A 14468-nucleotide genomic window follows, 5' to 3' on the forward strand; every position below is an offset into this window, starting at 1 on the left:
CTACAAGGAGGTGGAATGGACTGGCGAGGCAGACGACGCAGCAGCAATATCGAGGATCGTCGAGGGGACAATGTCGCCAGTGCCGGCGCCGGTGGCGCCCTGTTGCTGCGCCTGATCCACATGCTGCTGGGTACGCGCACCGGGCGCTGGATCCTGGGTATCGGCGTGCTCGTAGTGCTGGGCGGCAAGATGCTCGGGATAGATCTGTTGCCCTTGCTGCTGGGCGGCGGACAAACCGTGAGCCAGCAAAGTCAGCGCCCACTGTCACCGGCCGAGCAGGAGCTGAGCGAGTTTGTCAGTGTGGTGCTGGCCGACACCGAAACCACCTGGCAGCAACTATTCCAGAGCATCGGCCGGCAGTATCAGGAACCCACGCTGGTGCTGTTCTCCAACCGCGTACAATCTGCCTGCGGCACCGCCAGCTCGGCCGTCGGCCCGTTCTACTGCCCGGGCGACCGGCAGGTCTATCTGGACCTGTCCTTTTTCAACGACATGAAACAGCAGCTCGGCGCCCCCGGCGACTTCGCCCAGGCCTACGTCATCGCCCACGAGGTCGGCCACCACGTACAGACCCTGCTGGGCATCAGCCAGAAGGTACGTCAGGCCGGCGCCGGCCGCAGCCAGGCCGAGGTGAATGCACTGTCGGTACGCCAGGAGCTGCAGGCAGACTGCTTTGCCGGCCTCTGGGGCCACGCCGCCAATACCCAGCGGCAGATGCTCGACCCGGACGATCTGGACGAGGCCCTTACCGCCGCCAGCGCCATCGGTGATGACCGCCTGCAACGCCGGGCCGGGCAGGACGTCGTGCCGGACAGCTTTACGCACGGTACCTCGGCGCAGCGGGTGAAGTGGTTCAAGCGCGGCTTTGAGTCCGGCGATATCAGCGCCTGCGATACCTTCTCCGGGCCAATCTGAGCCCGGTTACCACGGCACCGGGTCACGCCCAGCCGGCACGCCGAAGCCCCAGCGGTGCAAACGACAGCGCGGCCCGCGCGTAGCCGGACAGGCAGCAATCGATCGAAATCACACAAAGACACAAGACCCGGCAGCATGACAGCGGTACAATCGGCGCCCCGCAGGAGAGAGGGCTCTGCCCCGCCGAAGGCGCAAACTCCCATAAACGCTCAGGCACAAGCACTGTGGACACGATTAACGCCGTCTGGAGAGAGGCTGCACCGCAGCCCACCGAAGGGGCAAGCAGGGTATGACCCTGTAAACTCTCAGGTAGCAAGGACAGGGGGAGAGGCTACGCAAACGCAGGAGAACTGTGTGTTGACCTCTGTCTATATCATCGCCATCACCGCCGAAGCCATGTCCGGGGCACTTGCCGCGGGCAGACGCAACATGGACTTTTTCGGTGTCGCCGTTATCGCCTTTTTAACCGCCCTGGGTGGCGGTACCGTGCGGGACATTCTGCTCGGTAACTTCCCGATCACCTGGACCCAGCATCCCCTCTACATCTACATCACCATCACCGGTGGTCTGGCAACCATCGTGCTGGCGCGCTTCATGCGTCACCTCCACCAGCTTTTTCTGGTGCTCGACGCCATCGGCCTTGTCGCCTTCACCGTCATTGGCTGCAATGTCGCGCTGAGACTGGGCTACGACACAGTAGTGGTGGTTATGGCCGGCATCATCACCGGTATCTTCGGCGGCATTATCCGCGACATCATGTGCAATAGAATGCCCCAGGTGTTGCGTCATGAACTCTACGCCAGCGTCTCGCTGGTCGTCGCTCTGCTCTATCTCGCCCTGCGACATCAGGGTGTCAACGAAAGCGTCAACCTGCTGGCTGCCTTCAGCGTGGGCCTGTTGCTGAGAATGTCAGCGATTCGCTGGAAACTGTCGCTGCCGGTGTTCAGCTACGCCAAATCCCAGTGGGACTGATGAGCGAAATTGCCAGCAAGGGCCTCACTGGCTGCGATGCCTGTCGGGCCGACCTGATCGTCGTCAGGGCCGTGCTGGTCGCGAACCGAACCAGCGCGTCCAGCGGGCGTTAACCCAGAGCGACAGCCCGATCACAGCGGAGCCCGCTGCAAGTCGCAGCAGGTCAGCATCGTGATTCCAGATCAGAAGATTGACCAGCAGCCCCGCCGGCACCAGCGCATTGTTCATGATGCCCAGGGTGCCGGCGTCCACCTGCGCCGCCCCACGATTCCAGAACAAAAAGCCCAGCCCAGAAGCGACCAGTCCCAGCCAGGCCAGCACCGACCACTGCAGCGTGGTGTGCGGCAGGCGCTCCGGGTTGCCCAGCAGCAGCCAGGCCGGCAGCATGACCATCAGCGCACCAATAAAGAACAGGCCAAAGCCACGCCACTGCTGGGTTGGGGTCAGCTCATAACGGCGCACCAGATGGGCATAACCCACCTGCCCGGCGGCGAAGGTAAAGTTGGCCAGCTGCAGAATCAGAAAGCCGCGGATAAAGCTGTCGCTGAGCCCGTCGTAGCGCATGATTCCGGCACCAAGCACCGCAATCGCGGCGGCGACCAGAGGCCCCAGACTGAAACGCCGGTTCAGCAGATCATCAATCAGCGCCACGTGCAGTGGCGTAAAAATGGTGAACAGCAGCACCTCGGGCACAGAGATGTACTCGAAGGACTGGTACAGGCAAATATAGGTGACACCGAACTGCAACGCACCAACCACCAGCAGCCCCGGCACCACCGGGCGCGGCAACAATCGAATACGCAGCAGCGGGAGAAACAGCAGCCCGGCCAGCATGGCCCGCGTCAGCACGGCAAAGTAGCTGTCCACCTGCCCGGCCAGATACTCGCCGATCAGACTAAATGACACCGCCCACAACAGGGTTACCGCAACCAGATAAGGCATCTCGACTCCAGGCACGTCAGATGGCCGGGGAGTATACCCGCTTCAGCCTGCCGTGCCCTCCGTCTGATGCCGGCTGCGCCGGCTCAGCACCCCATGCAGCATCACGGGCAGCAGCGTCAGGGTCACCAGGGTCGCCCCCAGAATACCCGCCATCACGATCACCCCGACACCGCGATACAGTTCGGTGCCGGCACCCGGCAGGAAGACCAGCGGAGCAATCCCGCATAGCGTGGTCAGGGTGGAAATGGCGATCGGCCGCAGGCGCGCCTCCACCGCCTCCCGAACCGCTTCTATCGGCGTCATGCCCTGATGATCCAGATTATCGATGGCGCGATCCACGATCAGGATCGGGTTATTCACCACCGTGCCCATCAGAATCAGAAAGCCCAGCATGGTGATCATGTCCAGCGGCTGACTGAAGCCACCCAGCCCTGCTGCTGCCAGCGCGGAACCGGCCAGATTCAGCAGCGCCAGACCGGCCAGCCCCCCGGCCATACCCAGCGGGATGCTGATCATGATCAGCAGCGGATAACCCCAATGGCGGAAGATTGCCACCAGCAGCAGGAAAACAATCAACAGCGCCGCCAGGTAGTTGCTGCTGAGCGACTCGCGGGTGGCATCCAGCTGATCGGCCGCGCCCGAGATCGACAGACCGACGCCCAGCGGCACCTGCCCTTCGGCACGCAGATACTCCACCAGTTCGGTACGCACCTGCTCGACACCGGCCTCCAGCGGCACCGAGCGCGGCGGAATGATGTTCAGCGTCAGCGTACGACGGCCGTCCACCCGGCGTACCATGCTGGTATCCACCGCTTCCTCGATGCGCGCCAGCGACGACAACGGCAGCACCTGACCACTGGGTGTATACAGGGTCAGGCCGCGCAGGGTCTGCAGGTCCGGTTGCAGGGCCATGGCGTTATAAAAGTAGATATCGACTTTGTCGTCGTCCTGGAAAAACTCACCCACGTAGCTACCGTCGGTCAGGGCCGATACGGCAAAACCGATGCGGTCGGCGTCCAGGCCCAGCTCGGCGGCACGCTCCCAGTCCGGGTACACCTGCAGTAGCGGCTGCGCCAGGCTGAGGCTGGAGGGCTGGGTCTGGATTGAGAGATTGTCGAAAATCTCGCCGGCCCGGTCGTATGCCAGGCGTGCGACATCAAACAGGCTGGCCAGATCGGGGCCTGAGATGTCCAGGTTGATGCTGCGCGTGCCGCCATCGTTGCTGCTGATGATCGAGCCACGGGTAGCGAACGCCCGCATCCCCGGATAGGTTCGAAAATGCTCGACCAGCGCGGCCATCAGCGCCTCGATATCGGCGGGGTCTCGCGGCACGACAACGGTCCACAACCCCTCGGTGGACACGTTCATCATCAGCGTTGCAATCGGCGGCACAGCACCGTCAGCCTCCTCCGGCGCGGTGCCGGCCGGGGTGTACGGAAGAAAGTGCGCCTGCACCTGCTCGGCAATCCTCTGCATGCTGGCCAGGTTGTAACCGAGCGGCGCATTCATCATGGCGAAGGTCTTGGCCTCCTCGCCCTCGGGCAGGTACTCCGCCGGCGGTGTGAGGGTCAGCACGATCAACAGGCTACCGCCTATCACCGTAGCAGCGCACAGCGCACGGCGCCGGGCGCTCGCCAGCAACCAACCGACCAGATCGGCGCAGCGCCCGGCCAAGCGGCCATTGCCGCTGGCCTGCGCCAGCTCATCGCCACGCAGCCGGGAACAGGCTGCTGGCACCGCTGTTATCGCCACCAGCATGGAAACCAGAATGGCCGAGGTGATGGCGATGGCGATGTCGGAATACAGCTGACCGGCCTCTTCCTGAATAAACATCACCGGCAAGAACACCATCACGGTGGTCAGCGTCGAGGCCAGAATGGCTGGCCAGACCTTGCTCACCCCGGCAACGGCTGCACGCAGCCGGTCCATGCCCCGTCGCCGCTCCAGCTCGATGCTCTCGAGCACCACGATGCTGTTGTCCAGGGTCATGCCGATGGCAAAGGCCACGCCGGCCAGCGAGATCACGTTGATGGTGCGGCCGGTCAGCATCAGGCCAAGAAAGGCAGCAATGGTACAAACCGGAATACCCAATACGCCGATCAGGGTGACCCGCCAGGAGCGAAGGAACAGATACATGATCAGCGAGGCGAGCAGAGCACCAAGAATCAGGTTCTTCCAGACGTTGAATACCGAATCGCGGACGTATACCACATCATCAGAGTTCAACTTGATCTGCATGCCCTGCGGGTTAAGCAGCTCCTGATTGAGCAGCGCCATTTCCGCCAGCATGGCATCCTTGATCGCGATCACGTTGGAGCCGCTTTCCCGGCGCACGGCCAGGCTGATGACCGGCGCACCGTTGACATAGCTGCGCTGGCTGATACGGGCATGATCCAGGGTGACGTCGGCCAGGTCCTGCAGGCGAATCAGGCTATCGCCCCGCCGCTCGACCACCAGCTGACGCACCTCGTCCAGGCTCTCAAAGCGGCCCACGGTGCGCAGCAGGAAGCGCCGCTTGCCGCTATCAATCTCACCGCCCGACACATCGCTGTTACGCGCCCGCAGCGCGTCGCGCACGGTGGCCGGAGTCAGGCCGTTCAGCGCCAGGCGTTCCGGGTACAGGCGCACCTGCACCTGCCGCGCAGCACCGCCGCGCACATCCACCTGAGCGACGCCATTGACCGCTGACAGACGCGGTCGCACGGTGTCTTCGATGTAGTCGCGCAACATGTCCATATCCAGGTTGCGCGGATTGCCGTCCAAGGGTGACACCGCCAGATGCATGAAGGCATTGGCCGAAAACGAGGTCGCGTTGACCGACGGCTGATCCACGTTCTCCGGATAACCCGAGACCTGGGTCAGTGCGTTGTTGACGCGAATCAGCGTTTCGTTGAGGTCGACCCCAAAGGGAAAGTCCAGCTCGATCTCGGCCCAACCGGTACCGGCCACCGAAGTAATGCGCTCCAGGTTGGGCAGGTTACGCAGAAACTCTTCCTGCTCGACCAGAATCTCCTTCTCGATATCCTGCGGCGTAGCGCCGGGCCACTGGGTTTCCACGGTGATGGTGCGGGTTTCCAGATCGGGAATCATCTGCACCGGAATACGCAGCGCAGCCATGGTGCCCAGCACACATAGAATCAGCAGCGCCACGGTGACCAGAATGCCGTGGCGGGTGATGGCGTGGAACATGTCAGTCGTCCTCGCGGTTCAGCACGTTGAGCAACTGACCTTCGCGCAGGCTTTCGTTACCCTCTACCACGACCTGCTCCCCCGCTTGCAGCCCCTCACGCAGCTCAATCAAGCCATCAAAGGCCAGCCCAGGCTCCACCTGCTGCTCTCGAGCGCGCCACTGGCCTTCCTCGTTCACCACCCGCCACACGGCAACGCGCCCATCAGCGTGACGCAACAGCGCGTCGCGCGAAACCGCCACGCCTTGGCGCTGCTGATCCAGCAACAGGTCGCCTCGCACCGACATGCCCGGAATCAGGCCGGGGATATCTTCCGGCAGTTCGATACGCAACAGAAAGGTCCGCGCCTGCTGACTGCTGAGCGGGATGCGTGCGGTCACCGGCAGCGTAAAGCGCTCCCCCGGATGCCCCTCGAACTGCAGCTCGACCTGGCTGCCCGGCTCTGCCCGGGCGTAGTAGCGCTGCGGCACCTGCAAGTCTGCGCGCAGTTGCTGCAGCGTGATCAATTCCAGCACCCCGGTGCCCGGCTGCACCCACTCGCCCAGCTCGGTCAGCCGACGGCTAATCACGCCGCTGAAGGGCGCTACCAAGCGATGCCGACGTACTTCTGCTTCGCGACGCTGCAGACTGGCACGGGCGCCGGCCAACGCGGCGTCTGCCTGCGCCACCTCAGCCTCCAGACTGCGCACCTCGCTGGCAGCAATGCTGCGGCGCTCGATCAAGGTACGCGCCTCGCCCAAGCGGCGTCGCGTGTCATCCAGCGTACTGCTCAGGCGCGCGACCTCGGCGCGCTCGCCATCCAGGTCACGCTGCGCCAATTCGTCATCCAGGGTCAGCAGCAGCGCGCCCTGCTCGACCTGCTGCCCTTCCTCGACCGGCAGGCTGGCAACCCGCCCCTGCACCTCTGCTGACAAGGTCGCCACCCGAGCCGTGGTCACACTGCCACTGACCGGCACCGCCTCTGTCAACGGCTGCAGACTGGAGGACGTCACCCGCACCGGCACCGCCGTTTCCGCCGATGCAAGGGGGGCCAGGGACAATAGCGACACGATAAGGACAGCACGCAACATGGAAGGAGCCTCCTGCAACTTCAAAGTCGGTCAGCATGCCAGAAAACGACGGCATTCAGGCAGAAAAACGAAATGAGAATGTTTCACGATATAGCAGGCCGGAATAAAGGAATCGCAAAATAATATTGCGCACAATTTAAATTGTGCTAACCTTCAGCAACTGGATTGCACGCAATCTATATTACTTCCCCATGACAGGAGACATCGCATGTCTATTGAACAGGTTGTATACCGCGCCTCGGCTGAAGCCACCGGTGGCCGTGACGGTCGCGCCATTTCCTCCGATGGTGTGCTGGATATCGAACTGACAACCCCCAAGGAGCTGGGCGGTGCCGGCGGCCAGGGCACCAACCCGGAACAGCTGTTTGCTGCGGGTTATTCCGCCTGCTTTATCGGCGCGATGAAGTTTGTCGCTGGTCGCGACAAGCTGCCCATGCCGGCTGACGCGTCCGTTGAGGGCGTGGTCGGTATCGGTCAGATTCCGCAGGGGTTCGGCATTGAAGTCGAACTGCGCGTCAGCCTGCCGGGCATGCCTGCAGAGCAAGCCGAGCAGCTGATCGAGCGCGCCCATCAGGTCTGCCCCTACTCCAACGCCACCCGCGGCAATATTGATGTGACCCTGAGCCGGGTCGAGTAACGCACAAACAACAACGGCGCCCAGGGGCGCCGTTGTTGCGTCAGCAGCTCAGCTTATTACAGCGGCTTGCCGCGGTTGCCGTGCGCGGCAACAAAGGCCTGCACGTCGGCCAGACTGTTCGGCAACACGGTCATGCGCTCTTCGCGCTCGAACAGATCGCTCAGGTGCGCCGGCAGATGCAATGCTTCGCCGACACCAGCCTGACGCACCGCATCCGGGAACTTGACCGGGTGAGCGGTACCCAGGGTGATCATCGGCACCGACAGCGAACGACGGCATTCCCGCGCGGCGCGCACGCCAATCGCGGTATGCGGGTCCAGTACTTCGCCACATTGCTCGAACACGGCGGCGATAGTCGCGCAGGTGCCTTCGTCGTCAACCGCCAGCGAATCAAACAGCTTGCGCGCTTCAGTCCAGCGATCGTCCTCGACCGACAGCTTGCCGCTGATCTTGAACGCGTCCAGCAGCTCGGCTACCAGCGCACCATTACGACCGTGCAGATCAAACAGCAGACGCTCGAAGTTGGACGACACCATGATGTCCATCGACGGCGACAGCGACGGATGCAGGGTGTCCTTGTCGTAATGGTTGCCGCTCATGAAGCGGTGCAGGATGTCATTGCGGTTGGTAGCAACGATCAGCTGACTGATCGGCAGGCCCATGTTGCGCGCCAGGTAACCGGCGAAGATGTCACCAAAGTTGCCGGTCGGTACCGAGAACGCCATCGAGCGCGCCGGACCACCCAGCTGCAGGGCAGCATGAAAGTAGTAGACGATCTGCGCCATGATGCGCGCCCAGTTGATCGAATTGACGGCGACCAGACGGGTGCCCTTGAGGAAGCCCTGGTCGGCGAAGCTGGCCTTGACCATCTCCTGACAGTCGTCGAAGTTGCCTTCGATAGCGATGTTGTGGATGTTGTCGCCGAGAATGCTGGTCATCTGGCGACGCTGCACCTCGGACACCCGGTTGTGCGGGTGCATGATGAAGATGTCGACGTTTTCGCAGGCCTTGCAGCCCTCGATCGCTGCCGATCCGGTGTCACCGGAGGTGGCGCCCATGATCACCACGCGCTCGCCACGCTTGACCAGGAAGTAGTCGAGCAGACGGCCCAGCAGCTGCAGGGCAAAGTCCTTGAACGCCAGGGTCGGACCGTGGAACAGCTCCATCACCCACTCATTGCTGTCCAGCTGACGCAGCGGTGCAACCGCCTTGTGCTCAAAGACGCCGTAGGTGTCCTGCAGAATCTGTTTGAAATCGGCATCCGGAATGCTGCCGCTAACGAACGGACGCATGACGTTGAACGCCAGCTCGTGGTACGGCAGACCGGCCCAGGAGGCAATCTGTTCCTGGGTGAAGCGCGGCAGGTTCTCGGGTACGTACAGACCGCCATCAGAAGCCAGACCAGCCAGCAGAACATCTTCAAAATTCAGGGCCGGCGCCTGGCCACGGGTACTGATATAACGCATATCGGCAAACCTTCGGTTTGAGCTGCAAGCCGCAAGCCCCAAGCCGCAAGCTCCACTGGGGTTGCTTGCCGCTTGTCGCTTGTCACTTGCCGCTGGATTAGTCCAGTTGTTCCACGCGGATCCGCATCAGCGGGCCGGCGATGTCGTCCAGTGCTTCCAGAGCCGCAATGGCGTCGTTCATGTCCTGTTCGCGCACGCGGTGGGTCAGCAGAATCATCGGCACCAGGCCGTCCTGCTCTTCCACATCCTTCTGCATGATCGATTCGATATTGATCCCGCGCTCGGACAGGATGCTCGCAACCTTGGCCAACACGCCCGGGCGATCCTGTGCGTGCAGACGCAGATAGTAGGCGGTGTTCACCTCGTCGACCGGCAGCACCGGCAGGTCGGACAGCGCATCGGCCTGGAAGGCCAGGTGCGGTACGCGGTTGGTCGGGTCGGTGGTCAGGGTGCGCACCACATCGATAACATCAGCCACCACCGCCGAGGCAGTCGGCTCGGAGCCGGCACCAGCGCCGTAATACAGGGTCGGACCAACAGCGTCGCCCTGCACCATCACCGCGTTCATCACGCCGTTAACGTTGGCAATCAGGCGGTCAGAGGGGATCAGCGTCGGGTGCACGCGCAGCTCTACGCCGTTCTCGGTGCGGCGCGCCACGCCCAGATGCTTGATGCGGTAACCGAGCGTTTCAGCGTAGTTCACGTCGGCGGTGGTCAGCCTGGTGATGCCTTCGGTGTAGGCCTTGTCGAACTGCAGCGGAATACCAAAGGCGATCGACGCCAGGATGGTCAGCTTGTGCGCCGCGTCGATACCTTCAACGTCAAAGGTCGGATCCGCTTCGGCGTAACCCAGCGCCTGGGCTTCAGCCAGCACATCCTCAAAGGTACGGCCCTTGTCGCGCATCTCGGTCAGAATGAAGTTGCCGGTGCCATTGATGATGCCGGCAACCCAGTCAATGCGGTTGGCGGCCAGACCTTCACGCAGCGCCTTGATGATCGGGATACCACCGGCGACCGAGGCCTCGAACGCGACCATCACGCCCTTGGCGCTGGCAGCGGAGAAAATCTCGTTACCGTGCACCGCGATCAGCGCCTTGTTGGCGGTGACCACGTGCTTGCCGTTCTCGATCGCCTTGAGGACCACATCCTTGGCCAGCGTGTAGCCACCGATCAGCTCGACGATGATGTCGATTTCCGGGTTGTTGACCAGTTCGAATACATCGTCGGTCACCGGGGTCATGCCCAGGTTGCAGGCCGGGTTGGGATGCCGGGTTGCAATCTGGGCTACCTCAATGCCACGCCCAGCACGCCGGGCAATCTCCGTCGCGTTGCGCTGCAGAACATTGAAGGTGCCACCACCGACGGTGCCCAAACCACAAATACCTACTTTGACCGGTTTCAAACTTTGGTCCCTACCTGGTTGTTAATCGATTACATGAAAACGATGGCGAGCGCGTCGCCACCGGGTTTACTGCTGATTATCCAGCGCGATGGCCGCCAGCTGGGCCGCGGGCTGATAACCCGGGATCATCACGCCGTTGGCCAGAAAAATGGCCGGCGTACCTTGCACGCCAACCTGCTGGCCCAGCGCGAACTGGCGGGCGACCGGATTGGAGCAACTAGCCTCTGCCACGTCGTCACCCTGCTTGGCCGCAGTGAGCGCGGCCTTCGGGTCTTCTGCGCACCAGACCGACTGCATCACACTGGCAGCGCGCGACTGCATACCACCACGCGGGAAGGCCGCATAACGCACCTCGATGCCCAGCTCGTTCAGCTCATCAATCTCGGCGTGCAGTTTGCGGCAATAGCCACAATCCACATCGGTGAATACGGTGATGTGCGTCTTCGGCTGCTCGGGCGCAAACACGATCAGCTCCTGCTGCGGCAGCTCGTTGATCACGGCGCCAATGTTGCGTGCTTCAGCGATAGAGGTCAGGTTGCGCGGCTGGCCGCCGTTCACCTCGATCAGTGCGCCCTGGACAAAGTACTTGCCGTCAGCGGTGGCATACAGAACCCGACCGCTCTCCAGCTCGACCATGTGCAGCCCCGCTATCGGCGAGCCGCTGACCGCCTTGACCGGCACATCGAAATTCAGTTGCGTGAGGGCATCCCGAATCGCCTGATCAGGGGTTGCCAAGACCGGTGTCGCTGCCAGCGCCAGCATGGCGGCAAGGCCGAGTTTCAGTCGCATAGTCCGCTCCTTTTGAAGACCGCCAAGCTTACCACGAATAAAGCAAGCACTGATCAATAGCGTCACCCACGGGGATGGTGCTGGGCGTGCAGGTCGTGCAGCCGCTGCCGGGCAATGTGGGTATAGATCTGCGTGGTCGACAGATCACTGTGCCCCAGCAGCATCTGGACCACCCGCAAATCGGCGCCATGGTTGAGCAAATGCGTGGCAAAGGCGTGACGCAAGGTGTGCGGCGACAGGTTGCTGCGAATCCCCGCTGTCAGGGCATGCTGCTTGATACGGTGCCAGAAGGTCTGGCGCGTCATCATCTGGCCCAGCCGACTGGGGAATAGCACATCGGCGGGCTTGCCGGCCAGCAACTGGACGCGGGCCGAATGCAGATACTGCTCCAGCCACCTCATCGCCTCCTCGCCAAGCGGCACCAACCGCTCCTTGCTACCCTTGCCGGTCACCCGCACCACGCCCTGACGCAGATTAAGCTGATCCAGCCGCAAGCCAACCAGTTCACTGACGCGCAGCCCGGTGGCGTACAGTACTTCCAGCATGCAGCGGTCACGCAGCCCCAGACTGTCCTCGGTATCCGGTGCGGCCAACAGGCGCTCGACGTCCGCCTCGCTGAGAGACTTGGGCAAGGGTCGTCCGAGCTTGGGCATGGCGACGTCGCGCGTCGGGTCTTCACTGATCAACTGTTGACGTAGGAGGTAGCGGTAGAAACTGCGCACACAGGACAGCATACGGGCACTGGAACGGGCCTGATAGCCAGCGGCCAGACGCCAGCCCATATAGGCCATCAAGTCTGCCCGCGAGGCGCGTTGCAAGGCTCCGCCACGCCCCTCCAGCCAGCCGGCAAGACTGCGCAGGTCGGTACGGTATGCGCTGCGAGTATGCTTTGACAGCCCCTTCTCCAGCCACAGGCTGTCGAGAAACTGATCAATCAGCTGCTGTTGCGCTGCGCTGGGCGCCGCCGGTGCAACATCAGACATGGGGGTAGCTCATCTGGCCGGAACATCCGCCCATTAAAAACAGTCGGGCACAAAAAAGCAGCCCTGAGGCTGCTTTTTTGCTGGTCAGCGGTCCGATCAGGACAGCTTTTCCTTGATGCGAGCTGCCTTGCCGGACAGCGCACGCAGGTAGTACAGCTTGGCTTTGCGAACGTCACCGCGGCGCTTGACAGAGATGCTGTCAATCAGCGGAGAGTAGGTCTGGAAAGTACGCTCAACGCCAACACCGCTGGAGATTTTACGAACGGTGAAAGCCGAGTTCAGACCACGGTTACGCTTACCGATAACCACGCCTTCGAAGGCCTGCAGACGGGAGCGATCGCCTTCCTTAACCTTGACCTGGACGATTACGGTATCACCCGGTGCGAACGCGGGGATTTCCTTGGACATCTGTTCAGCTTCAAGCTGGGCAATAATATTGGACATCTTGCTTCTCCTGCACAGGCCGTCGGACCTGTATCAATGGTTATCGGTTGCCTGCTCGCGGATAAATTCCGCCAGCAGCTGTTGCTGTTCTTTGCTCAATTCCAGGTCTTCGAGCAACTCTGGCCGACGTTGCCAGGTTCGACCCAAAGACTGCTTGAGACGCCAGCGCCGGATACGTTCATGGTTACCACTGAGCAGCACCTCCGGAACGCGCTGCCCATCAAATTCTTCCGGTCGGGTGTAATGTGGGCAATCGAGCCATCCCGCCGAAAAGGAATCTTCTACCGCAGAATCCGCATGCCCCAGTACACCGGGAATCAAACGGGTTACTGCGTCCAGGAGCACCATGGCTCCCAGCTCGCCACCGGACAATACATAGTCCCCGATGGAGATTTCCTCATCTACGCAGCGATCGATGATGCGCTCGTCGATGCCCTCGTAGCGCCCGCATAACAGTACAAGACTGTCGAGCTGCGCCAGCTGTTCGACGCGTTGCTGCGTCAGTGGCTGCCCCTGCGGAGACAGGTAAATCACCCGCGGGGTGGAGGGAGCCTGCTGGCGGATGGCGTCAATCGCCTCCAGCAGCGGCTCGACCTTCATCAGCATGCCGGGGCCACCGCCAAAGGGGCGGTCATCCACGGTGCGATGCCGGTCATGTGCATGTTCGCGCGGGTTACTGAAAGCGACTTCCAGCTGCCCTCGCTTGACCGCCCTGCCGGTAACACCGGACTCGGTCAGCGCCGCGAACATCTCGGGAAACAGGGTAACCACACCGGCCCACACCGGTCAGAACTCCGCATCCCAGTCTACCTGGATGACCTTGGTCTCCAGATCGACCTGTATTACAAACTGCCCCGGCAAATAGGGCAACAGACGTTCACGCTGGTCGACACTACCCGTGCAGGGCTTGACCACCATGACATCGTTGGAGCCGGTCTCGAGCAGGTGTGCCACCGTGCCGAGCAGCTGACCCTCCAGATTGACGACCTTGAGGCCTTCAAGCTGATGCCAGTAAAAATCACCTTCGTCCAGCTCAGGCAGCGCATCGGCTGCAACGCTGATCTCGAAGTTGATCAGCTCCTCGGCCTTGTTGCGGTCATCAATCCCTTTCAGGTTGACCACCAGCACGCGCCCTTGGACGCGACCACCGAGGACAGACAGCGTACGTTGCTCGGAACCCCGGTTCAGGGTCCACTCGGCGTAATCCAGCACGTTGTCCAGCGGGTCGGTATGGGAGTACACCTTAACCGCCCCACGTACTCCATGAACCGATACGATCTTGCCGAGGACGACCCGAGGGGCCTCGGCCGGCCCTGGAGCATTAGCCATATCAGGCAGCAGCCTGAGCAGCTTCCTTCAGCAGAGCAGCAACGCGCTCAGAGGGCTGGGCACCCTGGCTCAGCCAGTACTGCACGCGCTCTTCGTTGACCGACAGGCGTACTTCGGCGCCAGCGGCAATCGGGTTGAAGAAGCCAACGCGCTCTACAAAACGGCCATCACGAGCATTGCGGCTGTTGGCAACAGTCAGGTGATAGAAGGGGCGCTTCTTGGAGCCACCACGAGCAAGACGAATGGTTACCATGTCGACATCGTTTCCTGTGTTTGAGTATCGCTACTTGATCAGTTACGGGCATGCAGCGTACTGCACATATACCTAGGG

The 14468-nt window shown here is 62.0% G+C and carries 14 protein-coding genes and 1 riboswitch; of the genes, 3 read left to right on the forward strand and 11 right to left on the reverse strand.

Annotated elements, in window-relative coordinates; all coding sequences use genetic code 11:
- The first annotated feature begins 15 nt into the window (after positions 1-15).
- Positions 16-915 (forward strand): KPN_02809 family neutral zinc metallopeptidase, encoded by a 900-nt coding sequence (gene ypfJ / locus CNQ84_RS01235; RefSeq protein ID WP_096003101.1) that lies wholly within the window; start codon positions 16-18, stop codon positions 913-915.
- A 234-nt stretch (positions 916-1149) separates the two neighbouring features.
- A riboswitch (glycine riboswitch) is annotated at positions 1150-1247 on the forward strand.
- Between the two features lie 22 nt (positions 1248-1269).
- Positions 1270-1887: a trimeric intracellular cation channel family protein gene (locus CNQ84_RS01240; RefSeq protein ID WP_096003102.1), complete on the forward strand. Its 618-nt coding sequence runs from the start codon at positions 1270-1272 to the stop codon at positions 1885-1887.
- 63 nt (positions 1888-1950) lie between these two features.
- Here the strand turns inward: CNQ84_RS01240 and CNQ84_RS01245 are convergent, their stop codons facing one another.
- The 3 genes from CNQ84_RS01245 to CNQ84_RS01255 are packed head-to-tail and all read right to left on the reverse strand — an operon-like array spanning position 1951 to position 7087.
- Positions 1951-2829, reverse strand: coding sequence for a carboxylate/amino acid/amine transporter (locus tag CNQ84_RS01245; RefSeq protein WP_096003103.1), 879 nt, complete (start codon positions 2827-2829; stop codon positions 1951-1953).
- Between the two features lie 42 nt (positions 2830-2871).
- Positions 2872-6018, reverse strand: a complete 3147-nt coding sequence (locus CNQ84_RS01250; RefSeq protein ID WP_096003104.1) for an efflux RND transporter permease subunit — start codon at positions 6016-6018, stop codon at positions 2872-2874.
- A 1-nt stretch (position 6019) separates the two neighbouring features.
- Positions 6020-7087: an efflux RND transporter periplasmic adaptor subunit gene (locus tag CNQ84_RS01255; RefSeq protein WP_096003105.1), complete on the reverse strand. Its 1068-nt coding sequence runs from the start codon at positions 7085-7087 to the stop codon at positions 6020-6022.
- A gap of 208 nt (positions 7088-7295) precedes the next feature.
- Here CNQ84_RS01255 and CNQ84_RS01260 point away from each other — a divergent pair, with 208 nt between their 5' ends.
- The gene (locus tag CNQ84_RS01260; protein WP_096003106.1) at positions 7296-7724 is read left to right on the forward strand and encodes an organic hydroperoxide resistance protein; all 429 of its coding nucleotides are present in this window, start codon (positions 7296-7298) and stop codon (positions 7722-7724) included.
- Between the two features lie 56 nt (positions 7725-7780).
- Here CNQ84_RS01260 and thrC read toward each other — a convergent pair whose 3' ends face one another.
- From thrC to rpsP, 8 genes are all read right to left on the reverse strand, one after another.
- Positions 7781-9190: a threonine synthase gene (gene thrC / locus CNQ84_RS01265; RefSeq protein WP_096003107.1), complete on the reverse strand. Its 1410-nt coding sequence runs from the start codon at positions 9188-9190 to the stop codon at positions 7781-7783.
- A gap of 97 nt (positions 9191-9287) precedes the next feature.
- Positions 9288-10592, reverse strand: a complete 1305-nt coding sequence (locus tag CNQ84_RS01270; RefSeq protein ID WP_096003108.1) for a homoserine dehydrogenase — start codon at positions 10590-10592, stop codon at positions 9288-9290.
- A 66-nt stretch (positions 10593-10658) separates the two neighbouring features.
- Positions 10659-11381, reverse strand: a complete 723-nt coding sequence (gene dsbC, locus CNQ84_RS01275; protein ID WP_096003109.1) for a bifunctional protein-disulfide isomerase/oxidoreductase DsbC — start codon at positions 11379-11381, stop codon at positions 10659-10661.
- 62 nt (positions 11382-11443) lie between these two features.
- Complete coding sequence (gene xerD, locus CNQ84_RS01280) at positions 11444-12364, reverse strand: site-specific tyrosine recombinase XerD (RefSeq protein WP_096003110.1); 921 nt, start codon at positions 12362-12364, stop codon at positions 11444-11446.
- 96 nt (positions 12365-12460) lie between these two features.
- Entirely contained in the window at positions 12461-12808 is a 348-nt protein-coding gene (gene rplS / locus CNQ84_RS01285) for a 50S ribosomal protein L19 (protein ID WP_088273285.1), read from the reverse strand.
- Positions 12809-12841: 33 nt separating this feature from the next.
- The gene (gene trmD / locus CNQ84_RS01290) at positions 12842-13591 is read right to left on the reverse strand and encodes a tRNA (guanosine(37)-N1)-methyltransferase TrmD (protein ID WP_096003111.1); all 750 of its coding nucleotides are present in this window, start codon (positions 13589-13591) and stop codon (positions 12842-12844) included.
- 3 nt (positions 13592-13594) lie between these two features.
- Positions 13595-14137 carry a ribosome maturation factor RimM gene (gene rimM / locus CNQ84_RS01295; RefSeq protein WP_096003112.1) on the reverse strand — a complete coding sequence of 181 codons (543 nt, stop codon included), beginning with the start codon at positions 14135-14137 and terminating at the stop codon, positions 13595-13597.
- 1 nt (position 14138) lies between these two features.
- Complete coding sequence (rpsP, locus tag CNQ84_RS01300) at positions 14139-14390, reverse strand: 30S ribosomal protein S16 (protein WP_083727971.1); 252 nt, start codon at positions 14388-14390, stop codon at positions 14139-14141.
- Positions 14391-14468 lie beyond the last annotated feature (78 nt).

Source organism: Pseudomonas abyssi, from assembly GCF_002307495.1.
In the GTDB taxonomy this organism is placed as follows: domain Bacteria; phylum Pseudomonadota; class Gammaproteobacteria; order Pseudomonadales; family Pseudomonadaceae; genus Halopseudomonas; species Halopseudomonas abyssi.

What these genes read in the sequence shown, in the direction of transcription:
- xerD (WP_096003110.1), bottom strand. Translation starts at nt 12,364, where the DNA reads ATGTCTGATGTTGCACCGGCGGCGCCCAGCGCAGCGCAACAGCAGCTG.
- rpsP (WP_083727971.1), bottom strand. Translation starts at nt 14,390, where the DNA reads ATGGTAACCATTCGTCTTGCTCGTGGTGGCTCCAAGAAGCGCCCCTTC.
- dsbC (WP_096003109.1), bottom strand. Translation starts at nt 11,381, where the DNA reads ATGCGACTGAAACTCGGCCTTGCCGCCATGCTGGCGCTGGCAGCGACA.
- ypfJ (WP_096003101.1), top strand. Translation starts at nt 16, where the DNA reads ATGGACTGGCGAGGCAGACGACGCAGCAGCAATATCGAGGATCGTCGA.
- thrC (WP_096003107.1), bottom strand. Translation starts at nt 9,190, where the DNA reads ATGCGTTATATCAGTACCCGTGGCCAGGCGCCGGCCCTGAATTTTGAA.
- CNQ84_RS01250 (WP_096003104.1), bottom strand. Translation starts at nt 6,018, where the DNA reads ATGTTCCACGCCATCACCCGCCACGGCATTCTGGTCACCGTGGCGCTG.
- CNQ84_RS01255 (WP_096003105.1), bottom strand. Translation starts at nt 7,087, where the DNA reads ATGTTGCGTGCTGTCCTTATCGTGTCGCTATTGTCCCTGGCCCCCCTT.
- rimM (WP_096003112.1), bottom strand. Translation starts at nt 14,137, where the DNA reads ATGGCTAATGCTCCAGGGCCGGCCGAGGCCCCTCGGGTCGTCCTCGGC.
- CNQ84_RS01245 (WP_096003103.1), bottom strand. Translation starts at nt 2,829, where the DNA reads ATGCCTTATCTGGTTGCGGTAACCCTGTTGTGGGCGGTGTCATTTAGT.
- rplS (WP_088273285.1), bottom strand. Translation starts at nt 12,808, where the DNA reads ATGTCCAATATTATTGCCCAGCTTGAAGCTGAACAGATGTCCAAGGAA.
- CNQ84_RS01260 (WP_096003106.1), top strand. Translation starts at nt 7,296, where the DNA reads ATGTCTATTGAACAGGTTGTATACCGCGCCTCGGCTGAAGCCACCGGT.